Below are 24,607 nucleotides of genomic sequence, written 5' to 3' on the forward strand. Positions count from 1 at the left end.
TGGCGCCTTTTTACCCGGCGACTTTCACAATCAGCTTACCGAAGTTTTTGCCGCTCAGCAGCCCGCGGAACGCCTCAACGGCGTTTTCCAGGCCGTCGACTATATCCTCGCGGAACTGAATTTTACCTTCGCCAAGCCACTGGCTCATCTGCTTAAAGAACTCCGGATAACGGTCGCCGTAGTCCTGGAAGATGATAAAGCCCTGCACGCGCAGGCGTTTTTTGAGGATTTTGCCCATCAGCAGCGGCAAACGATCCTCGCTAAAAGCGCTGTTCTGCCCGTTGTACTGGCTTATCACGCCGCAGACCGGCACGCGCGCTTTGCTGTTAAGCAGCGGCAAAACCGCATCGAATACCGCCCCGCCGACGTTTTCGAAATAAACGTCGATGCCCTGCGGACAGGCCTTTTTAAGCTGTTGCGCAAAGTCCGCAGCCTTGTGATCGACGCAGGCGTCGAACTTAAGCGTTTCGGTAACGTAGCGGCATTTATCCTCGCCGCCAGCAATGCCTACTATTCTGGCGCCGCGTATTTTCGCCACCTGGCCGACGACGGAGCCAACCGCGCCGCTGGCCGCCGCCACAACCACGGTTTCACCTTTTTGCGGATTACCGATATCGGTCAGCCCCATATAGCCGGTAAAGCCGGGCATGCCCAGCAGGCCAAGCGCGTAAGACGGGTGGCTCATATCAGCGTCCAGCTTTTGCAGCCCTTCGCCGTCACTGAGCGCATAATCCTGCCAGCCGGTATAGGCCAGCACCAGATCGCCCTGCTGATAATCGGGATGTTCGGATTTCTCAACCCGGCAGACGGTTCCGCCGACGATAACGTCGCCGATTGCCAGCGGGGCGGAGTACGACTCGGCGTCATCCATGCGCCCGCGCATATACGGGTCCAGTGAAAGATACAGCGTGCGTAACAGCATCTGGCCTTTGCCGGGCTGCGGAACATCCTCTTCCTTGAGGACGATATCTTCATGAGTTGGCATGCCCTGCGGGCGTTTCGCCAGCACAAAGCGGCGATTAATAGCGGACGACTGCGTCATAACGATCTCCATAACATGCGTAAAGATAAGTGTCGGGTGGCGCTACGCCTGCCCGACCTGCTTTGCTAAAGAGATTGTAGGGTGGATAAGCGTAAGCGCCATCCGCCGATTAAGCGATGCCATTAATGCAGCACCGATACCGCATCCTCAAGCCGTGCAGCCCGGTGTTTCACCATTGCCGAGACGTGCGCGCCCTCCTCCACCAGATCGGCATTTTTGCGGGTTATCGCGTCCAGCTCCGACACCGCCTGGGTTAACTCTGACAGTCCCCCCGCCTGTTCCGACGTCGCCTGGCTGATTTGCCCCAGCAGCTGCGTGACGTTCTGCACCTGGGAGACGATATTCTGCATGGTGCGTCCCGCCTCGTGGACCTGAACGGTGCCGGACTGCACCTTGCTGGCGCTGGCGTCGATCAGCTTGCGAATATCGTTGGCCGCCGCCGCGCTGCGGCTTGCCAGGCTTCGCACCTCTCCGGCCACCACGGCGAAGCCTTTGCCCTGCTCGCCGGCACGGGCCGCTTCCACCGCGGCGTTGAGCGCCAGGATATTCGTCTGGAACGCGATATCGTTAATCAGGCTGGTAATAGAGCCGATGCGCTGGGTGCTGTCGGCTATATCATCCATGGTGGTGACGACGGTTTCCATGGCCCGCCCGCCGTGTGCCGCGGCATCGCTCGCCGAGCTTGAAAGTTTGTCTGCCGCCGCGGCGGTTTCGGAGTTGTTCTGCACCGAGGCGGCCATCTGATTCATGGTGGTGACCGTCTGCTGCACGTTGCTCACCGACTGTCGCGTGCGCTCGTTGAGCTCGTCATTGCCTTTGGCCATCGTTTCGCTGCCGCTGCGCACGCTCTCGACCTGATGGCTGACATCATTTATCAGCCAGCGGCACATCAAACCAAGCTGGCCGATGGCGCGAAGCGTCATGCCTAACTCATCGGTGCGCGCAAGATGCTCTATTTTCTGGCGGTTCCCCGTTGCCACCTCCAGCGCCTGCCGCGCGACGTTTTCCAGTGGACGAGCGATTTGCCACTCCAGCAAACCGCAGGCCAGCACAGTCGCCAGCGCGCTAATCACCGCCAGAGGTATGCTTTGCCCTGAAGCCCCGGCTGCGATCATCAATACGGCAAATAGCCCCGTCATCATTGCCCGGATGCGCCAGCGCAGGGACATGGTCGGCAGCTTGCCAAACCAGCCTTTACGCAGCACCAGCCCTTTAAATAAACGTCGGTTCGCTCGTCCTTCGTTTAAGGCTTTATATAAAGGTTCTGCCGCGGCCACCTCTTCTGCCGTCGCCCTGGTGCGAATCGACATATAGCCGGTGGTTTTACCCTGGCGCACCACCGGGATAGCGTTGGCGCGGACCCAGTAGTGATCGCCATTTTTACGACGGTTTTTCACGATGCCGGTCCAGGGCTCGCCCTGCTGGAGGGTAAACCACATGTCGGCAAAAGCCGCTTTTGGCATATCCGGATGACGCACAAGATTATGCGGGGCGCCGATAAGCTCGTGCAGCTGATAGCCGCTGACGTGCACAAAAGTGTCGTTGGCGTGGGTCATGTAGCTTTGCAGATCGGTGGTGGACATCAGGGTGGTATCGTCATCGAGCAAAAATTCATGCCGGGTGACAGAAGCGGGGGCAGACATAGCAACTCCGTTATGCAGGTGATCCAAATGTTAATTTTTCTTTCTTCATGTTATTTCGGCGCTGCATGAATTAACTTTAACGGTTAAACTTGACAAAGATCACACTTCTCAAATTAGCCGTAGTATTTATAATGGCTTCTTCGTGGAACGATATTTGCTAATAATTTCATTGGGTTATTATCAGAAATTTCGTAGTGCGGCTAAGTGCTACAGTTCCGGCTATCGCATCGTCGCGGGCCCACTACACTTAGTGAGGGAGGCAAAGTTGCTCCCGCAAGGAAAACAAAGAGGATAAGAATGTTAAAAAGGAAAAAGAAAGTCAGGCCTATTAAGGTCAGTGACGTTACCATCATTGACGACAGCCGCCTGAAAAAAGCCATTACCGCAGCCTCGCTGGGCAATGCGATGGAATGGTTTGATTTCGGCGTGTATGGCTTCGTTGCTTACGCTCTGGGTAAGGTCTTCTTCCCGGATGCCAGCCCAAGCGTGCAGATGATCGCCGCGCTCGGGACCTTCTCCGTTCCCTTCCTGATCCGTCCTCTCGGCGGTTTGTTCTTCGGCATGCTGGGCGACAAATACGGCCCGCCAGAAAATCCTGTCGATAACCATCATCATCATGTCATTGAGCACCTTCTGTATTGGCCTGATCCCGTCGTACGCGACGATAGGTATCTGGGCGCCAATCCTGTTGCTGCTTGCAAAAATGGCGCAGGGTTTCTCGGTGGGCGGCGAATACACGGGCGCTTCTATCTTCGTGGCCGAATACTCTCCGGACCGTAAACGCGGGTTTATGGGCAGCTGGCTCGACTTCGGCTCCATTGCCGGTTTCGTCTGCGGCGCGGGCGTTGTCGTGCTGATTACCGCCATCGTCGGGGAAGCTAACTTCCTGGCATGGGGCTGGCGTCTGCCGTTCTTCCTGGCGCTGCCGCTGGGGATTATCGGCCTGTACCTGCGCCACGCGCTTGAAGAGACGCCGGCGTTCCAGCAGCACATCGACAAGCTGGAACAGGGCGATAAAGAAGGCCTCGCCGAAGGGCCTAAAGTCTCTTTTAAAGAGATTGCCACCAAGCACTGGCGTAGCCTGCTGACCTGTATCGGGATCGTTATCTCCACCAACGTGACCTATTACATGCTGCTTACCTATATGCCAAGCTACCTTTCCCACAACCTGCATTATTCCGAAGAGCATGGCGTGCTGATAATCATCGCCATTATGATCGGCATGCTGTTTGTGCAGCCGGTAATTGGCATGCTGAGCGACCGTTACGGCCGTCGTCCGTTTATCCTCTTCGGTAGCGTGGCGCTGCTGATATTTTCTCTTCCCGCCTTCATACTGATTAACAGCAACGTGCTGGGATTGATATTTGCCGGCCTGCTGATTCTGGCGGTGATCCTCAACGCCTTTACCGGCGTTATGGCCTCAACCCTGCCGGCCATGTTCCCGACGCATATCCGCTACAGCGCGCTGGCGAGCGCGTTTAATATTTCCGTGCTGGTTGCCGGCCTGACGCCTACGCTCGCGGCCTGGCTGGTGGAATCGACCGAAAACCTGATGATGCCGGCCTACTATCTGATGGTTATCGCCATTATCGGCCTGGTGACCGGCCTGACGATGAAAGAGACCGCCAACAAGCCGCTGAAAGGGGCGACGCCTGCCGCTTCCGATATCGCCGAGGCGCGTGAAATCGTGCAGGAGCATCACGATAACATCGAGCAGAAAATCGAAGACCTGGATCGTGAGATTGAAGCCCTGCAGGCAAAACGTAGCAACCTCGTACAGCAGCATCCGCACATCAACGAATAATCTCGTTAAGCGCCAGCAGCGCCGGGCAATCGCCCGGCGTTTTTGTTTCCGACATTCCCGCAGGTTATTGGATATGCCTTATATTTATAAGCAAAGTCATTTTTGTACTTTGTGAATACTCCCCGGTCGCCTAACGTAGCCAGGTCAGAAAATAACAATCGATAATAATCCTTCCTTTTACGCAGGGTGCATCATGCAAAAAAAAGTTCTGCCGTTACTGCTGCTGGCCGCGTTATCCGCGGGCAGTTTTGCCGCCACACCGCCGAATACCTTAGTCGTGGCCCAGGGGCTGGACGATATCGTCAGCCTCGACCCGGCCGAAGCTAACGAGCTTTCCAGTATTCAGACCGTGCCGAGCCTGTATCAGCGTCTGGTGCAGGCCGACCGTGAAGACCCGGCAAAAGTCATCCCGGTGCTGGCAGAAAGCTGGCAGGGCGACGCCGCTAATAAAAAGCTGACCGTCAAACTGCGCCCGGACGCCAAATTTTCCTCCGGCAACCCGCTGCGCCCGGAAGATGTAATCTTCTCCTACACCCGCGCGGTGACGCTGAACAAATCCCCGGCCTTTATTCTTAACGTGCTGGGCTGGCAGCCGGATAACATCGCGGCCCAGTTGAAAAAAGTGGACGATCGCACCCTTGAGCTGCACTGGACCGCAGACGTCAGCCCGGCGGTCGCCCTGAATATTCTCTCCACGCCGATTGCTTCCATCGTCGATGAAAAAGCCGTCGCGCCGAATGCCAAAGGCGGCGACTTCGGCAACGAGTGGCTGAAAATGCACTCCGCCGGCAGCGGGCCCGTTCAAAATGCGCGTTTACCAGCCGCACCAGGCGATAGTGCTGGACGCCAACCCAACGTCTCCGGGCGACGCGCCAAAAGTTAAAAACATCATTATTAAAAACGTGCCGGACCCGGCGGCCCGCCGCCTGCTTATTCAGCAGGGCGACGCGGATATCGCCCGCGATCTGGGCGCGGATCAAACCAGCGCTCTGGAAGGCAAAGCCGGCGTGAAGGTGCTGAGCATTCCTTCCGCCGAGCAGAACTACATGGTGTTCAACGTCGGCAACGGCGCTAACCCGCTGTTGAAAAACCCGGCGCTGTGGGAAGCGGCGCGCTATCTGGTGGATTACGAAGGCATCACCAAAGACCTGCTGAAGGGGCAGTATTTTGTGCATCAAAGCTTCCTGCCGGTCGGTTTTGCCGGGGCGCTGGATAACAACCCGTTTAAATTCGATCCGGCCAAAGCGAAAGAAATCCTCGCCAAAGCGGGCATTAAAGACGCCCATTTCACGCTGGATGTGGAAAATAAACCGCCGTTTATCACCCTCGCCCAGTCCATGCAGGCAAGCTTTGCCCAGGGCGGCGTGAGGGTCGATCTGCTGCCGGCGGCGGGCAGCCAGGTATACGCACGCGTTCGTGCCAGGCAGCACCAGGCCGCGATTCGCCTGTGGATCCCGGACTATTTCGACGCCCACTCCAACGCCAGCGCCTTTGCCTTTAACGACGGCAAAGCGAGCACCGTAGCTGGCCTGAACGGCTGGCAAATTCCGGAGTTAAACAAGCAAACGCTGGCCGCCGTAGCGCAAGCCGATCCGGCTAAGCGCCTGGATCTGTATAAGAATATCCAGCAGGAGCTGCAGCGCAGTTCTCCGTATGTGTTTATCGATCAGGGCAAAACTCAGATCGTGGTCCGCGAAAATGTGAAGGGCTACCAGCAGGGGCTGAATGCGGATATGGTGTATTACGATCGCGTGAGTAAGTAATCCCACGCATCGCTGAGGGCGGGTAAGCGAAAAAGCTGCCCGCTGCTTAACGGCTGGTGGATGGCGCCTGGCTTATCCACCCTACCCGCTCCATAAAGTTAAGAGCTACAAATGTCCCTCGTCTCACCCACATCCGCACGTCTTAGCCGTCCGCTGCTGACTTTATTGCAGGGCTTGTTTACCCTGGCGCTGACGCTCGTCGGCCTGCTGCTTATCACCTTTGCTCTTTCGGCGCTTTCGCCGGTCGATCGCGTGCTGCAAATCGTAGGCGATCACGCAAGCCAGGCCACCTACGATCAGGTGCGTCATCAGCTCGGTTTAGACCGGCCGCTGCCCGTACAATTCTGGCACTACCTGACGCAGCTGGCCCCACGGCGATTTAGGCATCGCCAGCGCTACCGGACAGCCCGTACTGCAGGATTTACTTGCTGCGTTTCCCGCCACGCTTGAACTCGCTACCCTTGCGCTGATTATCGGCAGCGTGCTGGGGGTGGTTTTCGGCGTTCTCTGCGCGCGCTTCGTTGGCTCGCCGTGGGATCTGGCGGTGCGCACATTTACCCTGCTCGGTAACTCTGTACCGATCTTCTGGCTTGGCCTGCTGATGCTGGCGCTGTTTTACGCGCGTTGGCAATGGAGCGCCGGGCCCGGGCGGCTCGACGATATTTACCAGTACAGCGTGGAGGCGAAAACCGGATTCGTACTGATTGATACCTGGCTTTCCGGCGATCGCGACGCCTTTTTCAACGCCGTTAACCACCTCGTTCTGCCGGTGCTTCTTCTCGCCTGCTATTCGCTGGCCAGCATTACGCGGCTGACGCGTACGGCCTGCCTGAGCGAGATGAACAAAGAGTACATTACCCTTGCGCGCGCCAAAGGCGCGGGTGAAATGACCATCCTGATACGGCACGTGCTGCCCAATATCCGCGGCACGCTGTTGACGGTCATCGCGCTGGCCTACACCTCCATGCTGGAAGGCGCGGTGCTCACGGAAACCGTCTTTTCCTGGCCGGGTATCGGCCGCTATTTAACGACCGCGCTGTTTGCCGGCGACACCACCGCCATTATGGGCGGCACGCTGCTGATTGGCGTGTCCTTCGTTATTATCAACAACCTGACTGACGTGCTGGTGCGTGTCACTGACCCGAGGGTGCGCTGATGCCGGCTTATCTCTTTTTACGCCGTATGCTGCGCTCGCCCGCCGCGCTTTTCGGCCTGACCATTATCACGCTGCTGGTGCTGGTGGCCCTGTTCGCCCCGCTGCTCGCGCCGTTCGATCCCAACTGGCAGGATGCCGCCGCTCGTCTGCAAGCGCCCAACGCGCAGCACTGGCTCGGTACCGACAGCTACGGCCGCGATCTGCTGTCGCGGCTGCTGTATGGTGCACGCCCCGCGCTCAGTCTGGTTTTGCTGGTGACGGCGATAACTTTGCCGGCCGGGCTGCTGATCGGCATTCTTTCCGGTTATTACGGCGGATGGCTGGAGCGCGTGCTGATGCGCTTTACCGACGTGGTGATGTCGATGCCGCGTCTGATCCTGGCGTTCGCTTTTGTGGCCATGCTCGGGCCGGGGCTGGTAAACGGCGCGCTGGCGCTGGCGCTGACGACCTGGCCGGCCTATGCGCGCCAGGCCCGCAGCGAAATTCAACGCCTGCGCCACAGCGATTATCTCGCCGCGGCAGAAATGATGGGCATCCGCGGCCTGCGTTTGCTTGTCGGGCATATCCTTCCCCTGTGCCTGCCTTCGGCAATAGTGCGCCTTGCCCTTGACCTCGCGGGAATTATTCTGGCGGCCGCCGGCTTAGGATTTCTCGGCCTTGGCGCCCGCCCGCCAATGGCGGAATGGGGCGCGATGATCGCCGACGGCATGCAGGTCATTTTCGATCAATGGTGGCTTGCGGCAATCCCCGGCACCGCCATTCTGATAGCAAGCCTTGCGTTTAACCTGCTGGGCGACGGATTACGCGACGTAATGGAGCCGGGACATGACTGAGAAACGCATTGAGGTCCACAATTTAAATATCGACTATCCCGGCGCGCGCGTCGTGAATAACCTTTCGTTTCAGCTTGGCAATGAACGGCTGGCGCTGGTAGGTGAATCCGGCTCGGGTAAATCCATGACCGCAAGAGCGTTGATGGGGCTGGTGCGCAGGCCGGGCAAGGTCAGCGCCGGGCGGCTTAACGTTCTGGACAATAACCTGCTGAGTATGAAAAACCGGGACTGGCGGCGTCTGCGCGGCAACGATATCGCCATGGTTTTACAGGACCCGCGCTACGCGCTAAACCCGGTGAAAAACGTCGCCCAGCAGATTGATGAGGCTTTGCGCCTGCACCAGAGCCTGTCTGCCGGGCAGCGCAGGGAAAGAATCCGCGAGGCTATTAACGCCGTAGGCTTGCAGGACAACGTGCTGGCCCGCTACCCGGCGGAGCTTTCAGGCGGGATGGGGCAGCGCGTAATGATAGCCATCGCGCTGATCAACAATCCAAAAGTGCTGATTGCCGATGAGCCAACCTCAGCGCTGGATGCGCGCCTGCGCAATCAGATCCTTGAACTGCTGGTGGAGCAGTGCGAGCAGCGTCAGATGGCCATGCTGCTGATTAGCCACGATTTACCGCTGGTGGCCCGGCACTGCCAGCGCGTGCTGGTGATGTATCAGGGACAAAAAGTCGATGAGATGGCAGCGGGCGCCCTCTCCACCGCCGCCCATCCCTATACCCGCACGCTGTGGACCTGCCGTCCCGATGCCGCCACCTACGGCATGATGCTGCCTACGCTTGACCGCACTCAGAATCTGCACGGAGACACCCATGACGATCGTTGAGGTAAAAAATCTGCGCGTACAGTTTGCCGCGAAAAGCCAGGTTAAGACCGCGGTCAGCAGCGCAAGCTTTGCCATTAACGAGGGCGAGACCTTCAGTTTGATTGGCGCATCGGGTTGCGGAAAATCGACCATCCTGCGGGTGCTGGCGGGATTACAGCGTGAATGGCAGGGTGAAGTTAAACTTATGGGCGCAGCCATCCAGCCGGGCGTGCGGTTTCAGGGCGCGCTGCGGCGCAACGTGCAGATGGTGTTTCAGGATCCTTACGCCTCTTTGCATCCTAACCATACGCTTTATCGCACCCTCGCCGAACCGCTGGCTATCCATAAGGAAACGCAAATTCCCGCACGCGTTGAAGAGGCGCTCAGGCAGGTTGGATTACCGGCCGACGCGGCAAGGCGCTATCCGCATCAGCTCTCCGGCGGCCAGCGCCAGCGCGTTGCCATTGCCCGCGCGTTGCTGCTGCGGCCAAAAATCCTGCTGCTGGATGAACCCACATCGGCGCTGGATATGTCAGTCCAGGCCGAAATTCTTAACCTGCTAAACCGCCTGAAACAGCAGTTTGGCATGACCTATCTGCTGGTCAGCCACGACGCGGACGTGATAGCGCATATGTCTGACCGCGCGGCTTATATGGCAGGAGGCAGCATCCGGCACGAGTACAATCGCGCGGCCCTGGCGCGGGGCGAGCACCGGATGGACGCCGCATAACGAGGGGGCGGCTGCATTATTATGGTGCAGCCGCCTGTTAACAACTCTTCCCGCCGCCCTTTTCTGCCAGCATTTAACTGCGCCAAACCCTCTCCGGTGCGATTAATTATTGAGCAACCCGCGTTTCGCCCGGCGTTTATCCTGATTTCTCCTGCGGACGGCGAAATGGCGCATTCCCTGCAATACTTATTTTGTGTATCGCGTGATACGCCACTCCCAGGAGCATATTTTGAACAGGTTACCTACCAGCGCCTCGGCTCTTGCCTGCACGGCGCATGCACTGAACATCATCGAAAAGAAGTCACTTAGCCATGAGGAGATGAAGGCATTAAACCGAGAGGTTATCGATAGTTTCCAGCAGCATGTTAATCCAGGTTTTCTTGAGTATCGCAAGTCTGTGACCGCCGGCGGGGATTACGGAGCCGTAGAGTGGCAAGCGAGCAGCCTGAATACGCTTGTCGACACCCAGGGTAAGGAGTACCTCGATTGCCTGGGCGGGTTCGGCATTTTTAACGTGGGGCACCGTAATCCAACAGTGGTTTCCGCCGTACAGCATCAGCTCGAAAAACAACCCCTGCACAGTCAGGAGCTTCTCGACCCGCTACGGGCAATGCTAGCCAAAACGCTCGCGACGCTTACGCCTGGTAAACTTAAATACAGCTTCTTTAGCAACAGCGGTACGGAATCGGTCGAAGCGGCGCTTAAGCTCGCGAAGGCCTATCAGTCGCCACGTGGGAAATTTACCTTTATTGCCGCCAGCGGCGCGTTTCACGGTAAATCCCTCGGGGCGCTGTCCGCTACGGCAAAAGCCGCGTTTCGCAAGCCGTTTATGCCGCTGCTTCCGGGCTTCCGTCACGTTCCGTTCGGCAATATCGACGCGTTACGCGCAGCGTTCAACGAATGCCGCAAAACCGGCGATGATGTCGCAGCCTTAATTCTGGAACCCATCCAGGGCGAAGGCGGCGTTATTTTGCCACCGGCGGGCTACCTGCCAGCGGTTCGTAAGCTTTGCGATGAGTTCGGCGCGCTGCTTATTTTTGACGAAGTACAAACCGGCATGGGCCGCACCGGCAAGATGTTCGCCTGCGAGCATGAAAACGTGCAGCCGGATATTTTATGCCTCGCCAAGGCGCTCGGCGGCGGCGTAATGCCGATTGGGGCGACGGTCGCCACGGAAGAAGTTTTCTCGGTGCTTTTTGATAATCCTTTCCTGCACACCACCACCTTCGGCGGCAATCCGCTGGCCTGCGCCGCGGCGCTGGCGACCATTCACGTCCTGCTTGAGGAGAATCTTCCGGCTCAGGCCGCGCAAAAAGGACAGATTCTGGTAGATGGTTTCCAGGCCCTCGCTCGCGAGTTCCCGGAAATGGTTGTGGAAGCGCGTGGACAGGGCCTGCTGATAGCCATTGAGTTTAGCGATAACGAAATCGGCTATAACTTCGCCAGCGAAATGTTCCGCCAGCAGGTGCTGGTCGCCGGCACGCTCAACAATGCGAAAACCATTCGCATCGAGCCGCCGCTGACCCTCACCGTTGAACAGTGTGAACACGTGCTGGGCTGCGCAAGGAAGGCGCTGGAAAGCTTACAGGTAACCGCAGGTGAAAGCGTTGAAAATACCGTGCAATAAACTCTCCGGGCACGTTAGCTAACGTGCCCGGAGCTTTTTTAGGCAGGCAATAACCCGATAAAATTCCGTTTCTTACGCGGCTGCGACATCATCTCGTCGAGCTTTTCCACGCACGCCAGATAGTGCGGCGTTTTCTTGTGCGCCAGCACCGCTTCGTCGTTCTCATAAGCCTCATAGATAAAAAACCGCGTTGCGACCTCCGGATCCTGCAGCACGTCAAAGCGCAGGTTTCCCGGTTCCCTGATTGAGCCTTCATGGTTTGCGCGAAATACGTCCAGAAACTCGTCAACCCGTTCGGGTTTAATATTAATTTCTACCAGCGTGACGTTCATGCCCGGCCTCCCCGCTGTTTTTCATCCAGCCAGAACTGATAGGCTTCGCGGGCGGACAGCTTTTCATGCACCACTTTTTTCACCGCTTTGAGCATGGCGAGCGGCGCCTCGGACTGGAAGATATTGCGCCCCATATCCACGCCGGACGCGCCCTGATCGATAGCCCGGAAGCACATCTCCAGCGCCTCCTGCTCCGGCAGTTTTTTGCCGCCGGCGATGACGATCGGCACCGGGCAGCTTGCGGCCACTTTCTCAAAGCCTTCCTCTACAAAATAGGTTTTCACAAACTGCGCGCCGATTTCTGCGGCGATGCGGCTGGCCAGCGAGAAATAGCGCGCGTCACGCGCCATCTCTTTGCCGACGCCGGTGACGGCAAGGGTTGGGATGCCATAGCGCGTGCCTTCGTCCACCAGCCTGATGATATTGTTGATCGACTGATGCTCGTACTCGCTGCCGATATAAATCTGTGCCGCCACCGCGCAGGCATTGAGGCGCAGCGCATCCTCCATCGTCACCGCCACGCTTTCCCGCGACAGCTCGCTGAGAATCGAATTCCCACCCGACGCCCGCAGTACGACGGGCTTATTGGTCGCCGGTGGCACAACGCTGCGCAGAATGCCGCGCGTGCACATCAGCACATCGGTTTCTTCATACAGCGGCGCGATGGATAAATCGATCCGTTCAAGGCCGGTGGTCGGGCCCTGGAAATACCCGTGGTCGAACGCCAGCATCACGGTGCGGCCGGTATCTGGATTAAAGATTCGCGCCAGCCGGGACTGCATGCCCCAGTCCAGCGCGCCGCTGCCCTTCAGATAAAAAGCTTTGTTCTCCTGCGGGCGGCCCAACCCAAAGTCCTTGCCTTCTTTGATATCGTCAAGATCTGCCATTATTTCCTCCCTCAGAAGTCGTATTTGCCGATGTTTTCTTTAGTGAATACCACGCGCTCCGGCAGCAGCACTATGCCGTTGCCCTTAGCCTCATACTGATAGCCCTGCACGCTGTTGGGTTCGACCTTCAGCGTGCCAATCTTCGCCACCTCGACGCTGTCGCCCACGTTGAGATCGCCTTTTGTCAGCATGGTATTGGCGACGTTGACCGCAATTTGCCCCTGCTGCACCACATCCCACAGGCCAAAGGCTTTCACCGTGCCGCGCTCAACATAGGGACGCATGACGTTTGGCGTGCTGAAGCCGACAATGGCGACGTCGGTCCGTTTGAGGTTTTCAGCCGCCTGCGCCGCAGCGGGCAACGCGTTGGCGTCCGGCGCGATAATAGCGTCAAGATCCGGATACGCCTTCAGGATCCCTTCCGCCGTCTGCAGGGATTTCGTAGCGTCGTTATAGCCAAACTGCGTGGTAACGATCTGCCACTGCGGATGATCTTTGGCGATCTTCGCTTTTGCCTCTTTCACCCACTGGTTCTGGTCGGTGACGGTCGGGCTGGAGTAGAAGAAAGCGACTTTAGCCGCGGGTTTCGTCACCTGTTTTGCCGCCATCTCGACCAGCATGCCGCCAAGCTGCTGCGGCGTGCCCTGGTTGATGTAAATACTGCGGCATTCCGGCCTGGTGTCGGAGTCCCACGTCAGCACTTTGACGCCGCGCTGCATGGCGCGTTTAAGCGCCGGACACAGGCCGTCTGGCGAAACCGCGGACACGATAATCGCGTTATAGCCCTGATTGACGAAGTTATTGATAAGCTGCACCTGCCCGGAGACGCTCGGCTCGGTCGGCCCGTCGTAGGTGACCGGCACGCCGAGATCTTTGCCCGCCTGCATGGCACCGTTGCCGCCGCTGGTAAAGAAGCCCACGCCCACCAGTTTGGGGATAAAGGCGATACGATCGGCGGCCTGAGCGGCGACAACCCCAAAGGCTAAAGCCCATGCGCCGAGCCGCAGGGCGCGTTTTGCTGTCTGCTTCATATCAAACTCCCGTTAGTTTTCTTATGCCCGCGCAGGCGACGCCATGCCGCCTGAAGATAATCGCGGTGCAAACTCACCGAACGACCAATGACCACCAAAATCAACAGCGCGCCTGATAACGCGCTTGATACCTGATTAGGCACGCCAACCATCTGTAAACCCTGTTGCAGATACCCCACCAGCAGCGCCGCCAGCGCGGTGCCCAGTATCGACCCGGAACCGCCGTAGATATTCGCGCCGCCAAGCACGGCGGCGGTCAGGGCCGGCATCAGCAAATCGCGCCCCAAATCCGAACGCGCCGAGCCGAAATAAGAAACCAGCACGACGGCGGCGATGGCCGAAGCCAGCCCCACCATGCCGTATACGCCGTACAGCGAGCCGTTCACCGGCAGCGCGGCATAACGCGCCGCCCGCGGGTTTTGCCCAATTAAAAAGATATGGCGGCCAAAACGGCCGCGATGGGTCAGCAGCCAGAACAGCAGGGTGATCACCGCGAACATCACCAGCGGAACCGGCAGGCCGAACAGCGTGAGGTTAGCGAAACCGGTAAAGGCGTCCGGGAAGCCGCCAATGCCTTCGTAGCCCGTCGCCCCCGCCATGCCGGACAGCAAAAGCGCGCCGCCGCCGAAGAGATAAAGCGTGCCGAGCGTGATGACCAGCGGGCTGATGCCGGTGTAGTGAATGAGCGCGGCGTTAAACAACCCGCACAGCAGGCCGACGGCGAGCGTAAGAATAACGGCCAGCGAAATGGGCAGTCCCGCCTGCAGCATCACGCCAAGCGCGATGGCGCACAGGCCGATAGTGGAGCCGAGCGAAATATCGATGCCGCCGCTGATGATCACCAGCGTTAACGGCAGCGCCACGATGCCAATGCAGATGAAATCGCTGGTGCTGAACAGCAGCATGTTGATATCGAGCATGCGCGGATTCACCGCGCCAAACAGCAGGATCTCCGCCACCAGAATCAGCAGCAGGGCGATTTCCCAGTTAAGTTTCAGCCTGATCATTTACGCCACATCCTTCTTCTTGCGGGGAAAAGGCCGGACGTTTTTCGCGCCCGGCAGCGGCGGCACAAAGCGGCTGTATTTCTGCGCCCGCTGGTGCCGGGCCAGCGCCTGGCGCAAACGTCCGTCCAGCACCAGCACGCCGAGCAGCACCAGCCCGGCAATAAAGTCATTCCACCAGGCCGGAAGTTTGAACAGCACCAGCACCGTGTCGATTTGCGTGAGGAAAAACGCGCCGAGGAACGCGCCAATCACCGTGCCCGTGCCGCCCAGCAGGGAGATGCCGCCGAGCACGCAGGCGGCAATGGCTTTCATCTCCAGCCCGCTGCCGGTCTGGTTTGGCACAAAGCCGATTTGCGAGGCGAAGATAATGCCGGCCAGCGCTGCCAGCATGCCGTTGAAAGTGAAGGCCAGAAGGCGGGTGCGGTTCACCGCAACGCCGAGCTGACGGGCGGCGGCGAGGTTATCGCCCACCGCATAGAAATCGCGTCCGAACGCCGTTCTGGCCAGCGTCCAGGCGGCGATAATCACCAGGCCGAGCACCATCATGCCAAGGGGAGAAACGCCCAGCGCGGCTGGCTCCGATAGAGCCTTAAGGCTGGCCGGCAGCCCTTCAATCCATTTGCCGCCGGTCCACAGCAGCATGCCGCCGCGATAAAGCCCGAGCGTGCCGAGCGTGGCAACAATCGCCGGGATACGCAGCCAGACGACCAGCACGCCGTTGAAAAAACCGGCCAGCGCGCCGATAACCAGCGCGAACAGCATCGCCACCGGCAGGCTATAGCCGTTGTTTAACGCTACGCCGACGGCGATGGCGCACAGGCCGACCGTCGAGCCAACGGACACGTCAATGTTGCGCGTCAGCATCACCATAGTGGCGCCCACGGCCAGCAGGATCAGGATCTGCGCGCTGGTAAAGATCATGCCCAGCGTTTGCAGGCTGAAGTAGCTCTGATTAAGCGCCACCAGCACCGCAAACAGGGCGAGGATGGCAAGCAGCGCGCTCAGCTCGCGGTTCTTCAACAGTTTTCTCATGCCTGACCTCCGCCAAACGCCATGCTCATCATGCGATCGACATTGATGGCCGGCTTACGCAACTCGCCGTTCATCGCTCCCTGATGCATCACCAGCACGCGATCCGCCAGGCCCACGAACTCATCGAGATCGCTTGATATCATCAGCACCGCAACGTTTTGCGCCGCCACGCTTTTAATCAGCTGATAGATATCCGCGCGCGCCGCAACGTCAACGCCGCGCGTCGGCTCATCAACGATAAGCAGCAGCGGATTGGCCTCCAGGCAGCGCGCCAGCAGGACTTTTTGCTGATTGCCGCCGGAGAGCGTGCGCACCGTCTGCTCTGCATTATTAAGCTTGATCCCCAACGCGCGGTGATAGCGTTCGACGATCGCCGCTTCCCGCCTGCTTTGCTGCCACAGGCCCGGCTCATTGAGCGCCACGGTATTCCAGCGGATCGGCGCATCAAGAAACAGCCCTGAAACCTGGCGATCTTCAGGAAGGTAAATAAGGCCGCGATCGAGGCGTGACTTCGTGGTATCGCCGCTGATTTCCCGATTTTCGAGGTAGATATGTCCGCCGCGAACGGGCCGCAGGCCGTAAAGCGTTTCCGCAAGCTCGGTACGTCCGGATCCCACTAATCCGGCAAGGCCGACGATCTCGCCCGCGTACAGTTCGAAACTCAGATCGATAAAGCCTTCGCCGGTCAGCTCTTCCACGCGCAGCACCGGAAAATCCTGCGGCTCGGTGCGGCGGTTGCCCGGCAGCGCCAGCCACAGCTTTTGCGCGTCGCTCAGCGCGTGCTGGCGATTAACCGGCGTCATCGCGTTGATCAGCTGCTCGTCCAGCAGCTGCGCCGTTTCGCCGTGCAGCACCACCGCTCCGTCGCGCATCACTGAAATATGGCTGGAGATTTTGCGGATTTCCGGAAGCTTGTGGGAGATAAAAACAATGCCGACGCCAAGCTCCTGTAAGGCGCGGATCTGGCGGAACAGCCGCTCGGTTTCACCCGGCGTCAGCGAGGCGGTTGGCTCATCGAGGATGAGGATTTTCGCCTCGCGCATCAGCCCGCGCAGGATCTCAACCATTTGCTGATCCGCCACTTCCAGCGTGCTGGCGACGGCGGTCAGCGGGATCTGGCACTCAAGCTGGCGCATTTTCTCCTGCAGGCGGTCTTCAGCTTCGCGGCCTGCGGGCAGGCGAAAAAGAATGTTTTCCCGCACGCTAAGGTTGGGAAAAAGCATCGGTTCCTGCGGCACGAGATAAATGCCCAGCTCATGGGCCTGCGCCGGGGTGAGCCGCCCGAAGGTTTTACCGTGCACCCGCAGCTCGCCGCGATCGGGAATGTCCACCCCGGCGATGATCTTCATTAACGTCGACTTCCCTGCCCCGTTGCCGCCGAGCAGAGCGTGGACCTGCCCTGCATACAGAGCAAAATCAATGTCTTTGAGGACGCTCACGCCCGAGAACTGCTTGCTGATACGGCAGGCTTCCAGCACGGCGGTGTTGTTGTGCATCTTCACTCCGCAATTGAACAAAAGAAAAATCACATTAATAATGTTCAAAAGCGTAGACGCCGATATATATTTACAACCGGGCGGGGATCACAAAATTTTTAATTAGATCGGCTAAACCCTGTGCATCACAAAATGATCTTTTTGCCGTACGCCTCACATTTTCTCGTCCGGCAATTCCGAACATATGATCTAAATTTGAATAAGAGTTCACCTATGAGCGATAAACGAGCTGAAGAAGGGCGGCTGGGCACCCTGCCGATGGCAGAGGAAGAATTACTGGCGCGGGTAGCCTGGTCTTACTACCACGACGGATTAACGCAGAATGATATTGGTGAACGCCTCGGCCTGCCGCGCCTGAAGATTTCGCGCCTGCTGGAAAAGGGCCGTCAGTCGGGGGTGATACGCGTACAGATTAACTCGCGTTACGAGGGTTGCCTGGCGCTGGAAACGGCGCTGCAGCAGCGGTTCAACCTTAAAATCGCCCGCGTGCTGCCCGCGCAGAGCACGCCCTTGATGAGCACGCGCCTGGGCATCGGCGCCGCGCAGTCGCTGATGGGCGTGCTGGAGCCGGGGCAGCTGCTGGCGGTGGGCTTCGGCGAAACCACCATGAGCTGCCTGCAGCATCTGAGCGGCTTTATCGGCTCACAGCAGATTCGCCTGGTGACGCTTTCCGGCGGCGTGGGGCCGTATATGACGGGCATCGGGCAGCTTGACGCGGCCTGTAGCGTCAGCATGATTCCCGCCCCGCTGCGCGTTTCCTCGCCGCAGGTGGCGGAAATTTTACGCATGGAGTCGAGCGTGCGGGATGTGATCCTCGCGGCGATGGCCGCGGACGTAGCGGTCGTCGGCATTGGCGCGATAAACCAGAAGCGCGACGCCACGATTTTGCGCTCCGGTTATATCAGCGAGGGAGAACAGCTGATGTACGCCCGAAAAGGGGCGGTGGGCGATATTCTCGGCTATTTCCTGCAAGCGGATGGCGAACTGGTGGAAGAACTGGAAATCCACCGCGAGTTGCTGGGCGTGACGCTAAACGACCTCTCCCATCTGCCGACGATTGTCGGCGTGGCGGGCGGGCACGATAAGGCGGACGCTATTTATGCCGCACTGAAAGGCCGCCGTATTAACGGCCTGGTGACGGAAGAAGAGACCGCGCGGGCGGTATTGGCTCTGGCTGATTAACCCCTGCGCTTCGAGTAAAGCAGGGGTTAGCCAATGAGTTATCTTTTAGCTTTAGATGCAGGGACAGGCAGTATCCGCGCCGTTATCTTCGACACTTCCGGCCACCAGATTGCCGTCGGCCAGGCCGAATGGAAACACCTCAGCGTGGCCGACGTGCCCGGCTCGATGGAGTTTGACCTCGGCACCAACTGGCAGCTTGCCTGTCAGTGCATCCGGGAAGCGCTGCAAAAAGCGCATCTGCCGCCCGGCGCGATTAGCGCTGTCTCCTGCTGCTCCATGCGCGAAGGCATTGTGCTCTACGACCGCAACGGCGACCCGATCTGGGCGTGCGCTAACGTAGACGCCCGTGCCAGCCGCGAGGTGAGCGAGCTAAAAGAAATTCACGATTTTCAGTTTGAGTCCGAGGTGTACCACGTTTCCGGGCAGACGCTGGCGTTAAGCGCCATGCCGCGCCTGCTGTGGCTTGCGCACCATCGTCCCGATATTTATCGTCAGGCGGCGACCATCACCATGATCAGCGACTGGCTGGCGGCGAAGCTTTCCGGCGAGCTGGCGGTTGACCCTTCCAACGCCGGCACCACGGGAATGCTTGATTTGGCTACCCGCGACTGGCGGCCCGCGTTGCTGGATATGGCAGGCCTGCGGGCAGACATCCTCTCGCCGGTTAAGGAAACCGGCACGGTGCTCGGCGGCGTCACCCAGCAAGCCGCGCAGCAAAGCGGGCTGCTCGCCGGTACGCCGGTCGTGATGGGCGGCGGCGACGTACAGCTGGGCTGCCTGGGGCTCGGCGTGGTACGCGCCGGGCAAACGGCAGTGCTGGGCGGAACCTTCTGGCAGCAGGTGGTTAACCTGCCGGCCATCAGGACCGACCCGGAGATGAATATCCGCATTAACCCGCACGTTATCGGCAACATGGTGCAGGCGGAATCCATCAGCTTCTTTACCGGCCTGACCATGCGCTGGTTCCGGGACGCCTTCTGCGCCGAGGAAAAAGCGCTGGCCGAAAGGCTGGGCAAGGATACCTACGCGCTGCTCGAAGATATGGCGGCAGGTGTGCCGGCAGGCTCCCACGGCGTGATGCCGATTTTCTCCGACGCGATGCATTTCAAGCAGTGGTATCACGCGGCGCCGTCGTTTATTAACCTCTCCATCGATCCCGAGAAGTGCAATAAAGCGACGCTGTTCCGCGCGCTGGAAGAGAACGCGGCTATTGTCTCGGCGTGCAACCTTGAGCAGATTTCCGGTTTTTCAGGCGTGCAGTTTGAATCGCTGGTCTTTGCGGGCGGCGGCTCGAAAGGCGCGCTGTGGAGCCAGATTTTAAGCGATGTGACCGGCTTACCGGTGCGCGTGCCGATGGTAAAAGAGGCCACGGCGCTCGGCTGCGCCATTGCCGCAGGCGTTGGCGCCGGGCTGTTTAACGATATGGCCGATACCGGTGAAAGGCTGGTACAGTGGCAGCGCGAGTTCACGCCCAACCGGGCGCATCGGGAGCTGTATGACGAGATGAAAAGTAAATGGATGAAGGTGTATGCGGATCAGCTCACGCTGGTGGACAGCGGGCTTACCACCTCGATGTGGCAGGCGCCGGGGCTGGTAAAAGGATAACGGCCGGTGGATGGCGCTTTCGCTTATCCACCCGACACGTTACAGCAGCATGCCGGTCGGGCGGCGATGCACCGCCCGAGATCTTTACCCGGCTTAACCAGAGCGCTTCATCATCAGCCAGAGGCTGATCAGGAAGAAGCTGGCGCTTGGCAACAGCGCGCCCAGGATCGGCGGAATGTTATACACAAGGCTTAGCGGCCCGAAGATTTGGTCGAGCACGTAGAACACGAAGCCAAAGCTGATGCCGGTAACCACGCGCACGCCCATCGGCACGCTGCGCAGCGGCCCGAAGATAAACGACAGCGCCATTAACATCATGACCGCAACCGACAGCGGGGCAAATATTTTGCTCCACATGTTGAGCTGGTAACGCCCCGCGTCCTGGCCGCTCGACTTGAGGTATTTCACGTAGTTGTGCAAACCGCTTATCGACAGCGCATCAGGATCCAGCGCCACCACGCCGAGCTTGTCCGGCGTAAGGTTGGTTTTCCACTCGCCGCTGACCGTCTGGGAACCGGTGATTTGTTTCGCATCGGTCAGGTTGGACTCGTCCACCTGCGACAGTCGCCACACCTTGTGCTCCGCGTCGTACTGGGCCGAGGCGGCATAACGCACGGACTGCAGGCGGCGATCTTTAGTGAAGCCATAGATGCTGATGCCGGCCAGCTGGTTGTCGCCCTTCACGCGTTCGATATAGACGAAGTTATGGCCGTCTTTCGCCCATAAACCCTGCTGCGTAGTCAGCAGCGAGCCGCCGTACATCTGCTGCGCGCGGTAGTTACGCGCCATCTGTTCGCCCTGCGGAGCCACCCATTCGCCAATCGCCATGGTCAACAGCACCAGAGGAATGGCGGTTTTCATCACGGAAAGCGCGATTTGCATGCGGGTAAAGCCTGACGCCTGCATAACCACCAGCTCGCTGCGCTGCGCCAGCATGCCTAACCCCAGCAGCGCGCCCAGCAAAGCCGCCATCGGGAAGAAAATCTGAATGTCTTTCGGCACGCTCAGAACGGTGTACAAGCCTGCGCCCATCGCTGAGTAATCGCCCTGCCCGGCTTTTTTTAGCTGATCGACAAACTTAATGATTCCCGACAGCGACACCAGCATGAACAGCGTCATCATGATGGTGGTGAAGATGGTTTTACCGATATAACGGTCGAGTACGCCAAACATTTATGCCGCTCCTTTTTTAAGCAAGCGCTCGCGTAAATGGCGCATCGGTACCGTATCCCACACGTTTAATACCAGCGCGATAGCAAAGTACACAAGGTTCACCAGCCACATCCAAATCATCGGGTCGATTTTGCCTTTTGCGGCATTCGACTTAAGCGAAGTCTGCAGCAGGAAGAAGACCAGATACAGCAGCATCGCCGGAAGCATGGACAGAACGCGGCCCTGGCGGGGGTTCACCACGCTAAGAGGAACAACCATCAGCGCCATAATAAAGACGGTGAGCACAAGCGTTATACGCCAGTGCAGCTCGGCGCGAGCGTTAGGCTGGTCGTTGTGCCATAGCGTTCGCATGTCCATCTGGCTGGCGTCGTTCGGATCCAGCGCTATCGTTTGATGCCCGACGATGGCCTGATAGTCCTGGAAATCCGTGATGCGGAAGTCGCGCAGCAGCGCCGTGCCTTCAAAACGGGTGCCGGTGTTGAGCGTAACCACCTGCGAGCCGTCAGCCCGCAGGGAGAGATGCCCGGAGTCAGCCACCACCACGGACGGACGCGCGTTGCCTTTCGGGCGTAGCTGCGCAAGGAAGACATCCTTGAAGCTTGAGCCTTCAACGCTTTCGATAAACAGCACCGAGTTGCCGTCGGTCGCCTGCTGGAATTGCCCTTGCGCAAGCGCCGCCATGCCGGGGTTCGCTTTGGCTTCCGCCAGCACTTCATCCTGATGGCGCGAAGACCACGGGCCCAGCCACATAACGTTGACCATCGCCACCACGCCGGTGAAGAGTGCGAGGATCATCGCGGCTTTGATCAACACTGCTTTACTCAGACCACAAGCATGCATTACCGTGATTTCGCTTTCGGTATATAACCGCCCAAGCGTCATCAGGAGCCCTAAAAACAGGCTTAAAGGCAGGATAAGCTGCGCCATTTCCGGCACGCCTAATCCCAGCAGAGAAAGAACGAGATTTGTTGGGATATCGCCGTCAACCGCCGCGCCAAGGATCCTGACCAGCTTCTGACAAAAGAAGATCAGCAGCAGGATGAAGAGGATGGCAAGCTGGCTTTTGAGCGTCTCCCGAACCAGATATCTTATGATAATCACATTAAGTACGCCTGTGAAAACGAGTCTTTTTGCAGGAAAATCGCTTGTTTCATCGCTTATACGTCATTTATTCTCTTGGGTCGTCGAAAACATCGCTAAGATTAAACTTACCCGGCGAAGTGATGCCACAGGGTGTTTAACTGACGTTGCCGAAACCGTAAAAATACATTCGTTAAGATTAACACGAAGTCATCGCAACAGCGGACATGAGTTACGAGAGCTTGCAATTCTAGCTGTAGCCACCGCCGTTGTCTTTAAGATTCAGGAGCGTAGTGCATGGAGTTCAGTGTAAAAAGCGGTAGCCCCGAGAAACAGCGTAGTGCCTGCATCGTTGTGGGAGTCTTTGAACCGCGTCGCCTGTCCCCGGTCGCCGAACAACTCGATAAAATCAGCGATGGCTACATCAGCGCTCTTCTGCGCCGCGGTGAGCTTGAGGGGAAACCAGGTCAGACTTTATTGCTACACCACGTTCCGAATGTGCTTTCTGAGCGTATTCTGCTGATTGGATGTGGTAAAGAGCGCGAGCTGGATGAGCGTCAGTACAAGCAGGTTATTCAAAAAACGATTAATACCCTCAATGACACCGGCTCCATGGAAGCGGTTTGTTTTCTGACCGAGCTGCACGTTAAAGGCCGCAATACCTACTGGAAAGTCCGCCAGGCGGTAGAAACCGCAAAAGAGTCGCTTTACTGCTTCGACCAGCTAAAAACCAACAAAAGCGAGCCGCGCCGCCCGCTGCGTAAAATGGTCTTTAATGTACCGACTCGTCGTGAACTGACCAGCGGCGAACGTGCGATTCAGCACGGTCTGGCCATTTCTGCCGGTATCAAAGCGGCAAAAGATCTCGGCAACATGCCGCCGAATATTTGCAACGCGGCGTACCTGGCCTCCCAGGCCCGTCAACTGGCCGATTCCTACAGCAAAAACGTCGTGACCCGCGTCATCGGCGAGCAGCAGATGAAAGAGCTGGGCATGCACTCCTACCTCGCGGTGGGCGACGGCTCGCAGAACGAATCGCTGATGTCCGTTATTGAGTACAAAGGCAACGACGCGCCGGACGCCCGTCCGATCGTGCTGGTGGGCAAAGGCCTGACGTTTGACTCCGGCGGTATCTCCATCAAGCCTGCCGAAGGCATGGACGAGATGAAATACGACATGTGCGGCGCCGCGTCCGTGTATGGCGTTATGCGCATGGTCGCGGAACTGAACCTGCCGATTAACGTTATCGGCGTGCTGGCCGGCTGTGAAAACATGCCGGGCGGCCGGGCCTATCGCCCAGGCGACGTGCTGACCACCATGTCCGGGCAAACCGTTGAGGTATTGAATACCGACGCGGAAGGCCGTCTGGTGCTGTGCGACGTGCTGACCTACGTCGAGCGCTTTGAGCCGGAGGTGGTTATCGATGTGGCAACGCTGACCGGCGCCTGCGTGATAGCCCTGGGCCATCACATCACCGGCCTGCTGTCCAACCACAATCCGCTGGCGCATGAGCTGATTAGCGCCTCTGAACAGGCGGGCGATCGCGCATGGCGTCTGCCGATCGGCGATGAGTATCAGGAGCAGCTGGAGTCCAACTTCGCCGATATGGCGAACATCGGCGGCCGTCCGGGCGGCGCTATTACCGCAGCCTGCTTCCTGTCGCGCTTTACCCGTAAGTACAACTGGGCCCACCTGGATATCGCAGGCACCGCCTGGCGTTCAGGCAAAGCGAAAGGCGCGACCGGCCGTCCGGTGGCGCTGCTGTCGCAGTTCCTGTTGAACCGTTCCGGGTTTAACGGGGAAGAGTAACCCTGCCCCTCACCCTCTCCTTTTCGGAGAGGGGATTGTCGGCATCCCCCTTCGCCGGGGGAAAGCCGGGATGAGGGGAAACCTCATTAGCCATCAAAAGCGAAGCAAATGAAAAACGCGACGTTCTACCTTCTCGACAACGACGCCGTCTCAGGCGAGCTGAGCGCCGTTGAAGCGTTGGTCTGTACACTTGCGGCAGAAACTTTTCGGGCGGGCAAGCGCCTGCTCATCGCCTGCGTTGATGAACAACAGGCCATCCGTCTGGACGAGGCGCTCTGGCAGCGCGATGCCGACGCATTTGTGCCCCATAACCTCGCCGGCGAAGGGCCGCGTTATGGCGCGCCGGTGGAGCTGGCGTGGCCGGCGCGTCGCGGCAGCTCGTCGCGCGATGTGTTGATCAACCTGCTGCCGCATTTCGCAGATTTTGCCACCGCTTTCCATGAAGTGATAGACTTCGTACCTTACGAAGACACTCAAAAACAACTGGCCCGCGAGCGCTACAAGGCGTACCGCGTTGCTGGTTTCCACTTGACTACGGCGACTCATACCCCGCCGGGAACGACATAG

Annotated in this window: 18 protein-coding genes and 3 pseudogenes; 11 read left to right on the forward strand and 10 right to left on the reverse strand. The window is 58.6% G+C overall.

Annotation, left to right across the window (positions count from 1 at the left end; genetic code table 11):
* Nucleotides 1-10: 10 nt before the first annotated feature.
* Together WLO32_RS17525 and WLO32_RS17530 are read right to left on the reverse strand one after the other, a co-directional pair.
* Nucleotides 11-1,042, reverse strand: a complete 1,032-nt coding sequence (locus tag WLO32_RS17525) for an NADP-dependent oxidoreductase (RefSeq protein ID WP_435946289.1) — start codon at nt 1,040-1,042, stop codon at nt 11-13.
* 122 nt (nt 1,043-1,164) lie between these two features.
* Complete coding sequence (locus WLO32_RS17530) at nt 1,165-2,685, reverse strand: methyl-accepting chemotaxis protein (RefSeq protein ID WP_435946290.1); 1,521 nt, start codon at nt 2,683-2,685, stop codon at nt 1,165-1,167.
* 297 nt (nt 2,686-2,982) lie between these two features.
* Here WLO32_RS17530 and proP point away from each other — a divergent pair.
* The 7 genes and pseudogenes from proP (at nt 2,983) to ygjG (ending at nt 11,406) form a co-directional block, all read left to right on the forward strand.
* Nucleotides 2,983-4,489 (forward strand): annotated as a pseudogene (proP, locus tag WLO32_RS17535) (glycine betaine/L-proline transporter ProP).
* A gap of 193 nt (nt 4,490-4,682) precedes the next feature.
* Nucleotides 4,683-6,252, forward strand: a pseudogene (locus WLO32_RS17540) (ABC transporter substrate-binding protein).
* 111 nt (nt 6,253-6,363) lie between these two features.
* Nucleotides 6,364-7,408 (forward strand): annotated as a pseudogene (locus WLO32_RS17545) (ABC transporter permease).
* Complete coding sequence (locus WLO32_RS17550) at nt 7,408-8,241, forward strand: ABC transporter permease (protein WP_435946292.1); 834 nt, start codon at nt 7,408-7,410, stop codon at nt 8,239-8,241. The pseudogene WLO32_RS17545 and the gene WLO32_RS17550 overlap by 1 nt, the downstream one beginning before the upstream one ends.
* On the forward strand, nt 8,234-9,070 hold the full coding sequence (locus WLO32_RS17555) for an ABC transporter ATP-binding protein (protein ID WP_435946294.1): 837 nt from the start codon (nt 8,234-8,236) through the stop codon (nt 9,068-9,070). Before WLO32_RS17550 ends, WLO32_RS17555 begins: the two co-directional genes overlap by 8 nt.
* Nucleotides 9,057-9,779, forward strand: coding sequence for an ABC transporter ATP-binding protein (locus WLO32_RS17560; RefSeq protein ID WP_435946296.1), 723 nt, complete (start codon nt 9,057-9,059; stop codon nt 9,777-9,779). The genes WLO32_RS17555 and WLO32_RS17560 overlap by 14 nt, the downstream gene beginning before the upstream one ends.
* Before the next feature lie 229 nt (nt 9,780-10,008).
* Nucleotides 10,009-11,406 carry a putrescine aminotransferase gene (gene ygjG / locus WLO32_RS17565; protein ID WP_435946297.1) on the forward strand — a complete coding sequence of 466 codons (1,398 nt, stop codon included), beginning with the start codon at nt 10,009-10,011 and terminating at the stop codon, nt 11,404-11,406.
* 38 nt (nt 11,407-11,444) lie between these two features.
* Here the strand turns inward: ygjG and lsrG are convergent, their stop codons facing one another.
* The 6 genes from lsrG to lsrA are packed head-to-tail and all read right to left on the reverse strand — an operon-like array spanning nt 11,445 to nt 17,191.
* Nucleotides 11,445-11,738, reverse strand: coding sequence for a (4S)-4-hydroxy-5-phosphonooxypentane-2,3-dione isomerase (gene lsrG / locus WLO32_RS17570; protein WP_435946299.1), 294 nt, complete (start codon nt 11,736-11,738; stop codon nt 11,445-11,447).
* Nucleotides 11,735-12,625 (reverse strand): 3-hydroxy-5-phosphonooxypentane-2,4-dione thiolase, encoded by an 891-nt coding sequence (gene lsrF / locus WLO32_RS17575; RefSeq protein ID WP_435946300.1) that lies wholly within the window; start codon nt 12,623-12,625, stop codon nt 11,735-11,737. The genes lsrG and lsrF overlap by 4 nt, the downstream gene beginning before the upstream one ends.
* An 11-nt stretch (nt 12,626-12,636) precedes the next feature.
* The gene (gene lsrB / locus WLO32_RS17580; RefSeq protein ID WP_435946302.1) at nt 12,637-13,656 is read right to left on the reverse strand and encodes an autoinducer 2 ABC transporter substrate-binding protein LsrB; all 1,020 of its coding nucleotides are present in this window, start codon (nt 13,654-13,656) and stop codon (nt 12,637-12,639) included.
* Nucleotides 13,653-14,660, reverse strand: coding sequence for an autoinducer 2 ABC transporter permease LsrD (gene lsrD / locus WLO32_RS17585; protein ID WP_435948332.1), 1,008 nt, complete (start codon nt 14,658-14,660; stop codon nt 13,653-13,655). The genes lsrB and lsrD overlap by 4 nt, the downstream gene beginning before the upstream one ends.
* Before the next feature lie 3 nt (nt 14,661-14,663).
* A complete protein-coding gene (gene lsrC / locus WLO32_RS17590; RefSeq protein ID WP_435946303.1) occupies nt 14,664-15,695 on the reverse strand; it encodes an autoinducer 2 ABC transporter permease LsrC in 1,032 nt (343 codons plus the stop codon).
* Entirely contained in the window at nt 15,692-17,191 is a 1,500-nt protein-coding gene (gene lsrA / locus WLO32_RS17595; protein ID WP_435946304.1) for an autoinducer 2 ABC transporter ATP-binding protein LsrA, read from the reverse strand. Before lsrA ends, lsrC begins: the two co-directional genes overlap by 4 nt.
* Before the next feature lie 213 nt (nt 17,192-17,404).
* Here lsrA and lsrR point away from each other — a divergent pair, with 213 nt between their 5' ends.
* The gene (gene lsrR / locus WLO32_RS17600; RefSeq protein ID WP_435946306.1) at nt 17,405-18,373 is read left to right on the forward strand and encodes a transcriptional regulator LsrR; all 969 of its coding nucleotides are present in this window, start codon (nt 17,405-17,407) and stop codon (nt 18,371-18,373) included.
* A 33-nt stretch (nt 18,374-18,406) separates the two neighbouring features.
* Nucleotides 18,407-19,978: an autoinducer-2 kinase gene (lsrK, locus tag WLO32_RS17605; RefSeq protein WP_435946308.1), complete on the forward strand. Its 1,572-nt coding sequence runs from the start codon at nt 18,407-18,409 to the stop codon at nt 19,976-19,978.
* Nucleotides 19,979-20,071: 93 nt separating this feature from the next.
* Here lsrK and lptG read toward each other — a convergent pair whose 3' ends face one another.
* Both lptG and lptF read right to left on the reverse strand, forming a co-directional pair.
* The gene (gene lptG / locus WLO32_RS17610) at nt 20,072-21,151 is read right to left on the reverse strand and encodes an LPS export ABC transporter permease LptG (protein ID WP_435946309.1); all 1,080 of its coding nucleotides are present in this window, start codon (nt 21,149-21,151) and stop codon (nt 20,072-20,074) included.
* Nucleotides 21,152-22,252 (reverse strand): LPS export ABC transporter permease LptF, encoded by a 1,101-nt coding sequence (lptF, locus tag WLO32_RS17615; RefSeq protein ID WP_435946311.1) that lies wholly within the window; start codon nt 22,250-22,252, stop codon nt 21,152-21,154.
* 276 nt (nt 22,253-22,528) lie between these two features.
* Between lptF and pepA the strand changes: the two genes are divergently transcribed.
* A complete protein-coding gene (pepA, locus tag WLO32_RS17620; RefSeq protein WP_435946312.1) occupies nt 22,529-24,040 on the forward strand; it encodes a leucyl aminopeptidase in 1,512 nt (503 codons plus the stop codon).
* A gap of 108 nt (nt 24,041-24,148) precedes the next feature.
* Entirely contained in the window at nt 24,149-24,607 is a 459-nt protein-coding gene (locus WLO32_RS17625) for a DNA polymerase III subunit chi (protein ID WP_435946314.1), read from the forward strand.

The organism is Dryocola mayonis (assembly GCF_051307045.1).
Classification (GTDB): Bacteria; Pseudomonadota; Gammaproteobacteria; order Enterobacterales; family Enterobacteriaceae; genus Dryocola.

Excerpts from the sequence above, each read along its gene's own strand:
- WLO32_RS17525 (WP_435946289.1), bottom strand. The coding sequence starts at position 1,042 with ATGACGCAGTCGTCCGCTATTAATCGCCGCTTTGTGCTGGCGAAACGC.
- WLO32_RS17530 (WP_435946290.1), bottom strand. The coding sequence starts at position 2,685 with ATGTCTGCCCCCGCTTCTGTCACCCGGCATGAATTTTTGCTCGATGAC.
- WLO32_RS17550 (WP_435946292.1), top strand. The coding sequence starts at position 7,408 with ATGCCGGCTTATCTCTTTTTACGCCGTATGCTGCGCTCGCCCGCCGCG.
- WLO32_RS17555 (WP_435946294.1), top strand. The coding sequence starts at position 8,234 with ATGACTGAGAAACGCATTGAGGTCCACAATTTAAATATCGACTATCCC.
- WLO32_RS17560 (WP_435946296.1), top strand. The coding sequence starts at position 9,057 with ATGACGATCGTTGAGGTAAAAAATCTGCGCGTACAGTTTGCCGCGAAA.
- lsrG (WP_435946299.1), bottom strand. The coding sequence starts at position 11,738 with ATGAACGTCACGCTGGTAGAAATTAATATTAAACCCGAACGGGTTGAC.
- lsrF (WP_435946300.1), bottom strand. The coding sequence starts at position 12,625 with ATGGCAGATCTTGACGATATCAAAGAAGGCAAGGACTTTGGGTTGGGC.
- lsrB (WP_435946302.1), bottom strand. The coding sequence starts at position 13,656 with ATGAAGCAGACAGCAAAACGCGCCCTGCGGCTCGGCGCATGGGCTTTA.
- lsrC (WP_435946303.1), bottom strand. The coding sequence starts at position 15,695 with ATGAGAAAACTGTTGAAGAACCGCGAGCTGAGCGCGCTGCTTGCCATC.
- lsrA (WP_435946304.1), bottom strand. The coding sequence starts at position 17,191 with ATGCACAACAACACCGCCGTGCTGGAAGCCTGCCGTATCAGCAAGCAG.
- lsrR (WP_435946306.1), top strand. The coding sequence starts at position 17,405 with ATGAGCGATAAACGAGCTGAAGAAGGGCGGCTGGGCACCCTGCCGATG.
- lsrK (WP_435946308.1), top strand. The coding sequence starts at position 18,407 with ATGAGTTATCTTTTAGCTTTAGATGCAGGGACAGGCAGTATCCGCGCC.
- lptG (WP_435946309.1), bottom strand. The coding sequence starts at position 21,151 with ATGTTTGGCGTACTCGACCGTTATATCGGTAAAACCATCTTCACCACC.
- pepA (WP_435946312.1), top strand. The coding sequence starts at position 22,529 with ATGGAGTTCAGTGTAAAAAGCGGTAGCCCCGAGAAACAGCGTAGTGCC.
- WLO32_RS17625 (WP_435946314.1), top strand. The coding sequence starts at position 24,149 with ATGAAAAACGCGACGTTCTACCTTCTCGACAACGACGCCGTCTCAGGC.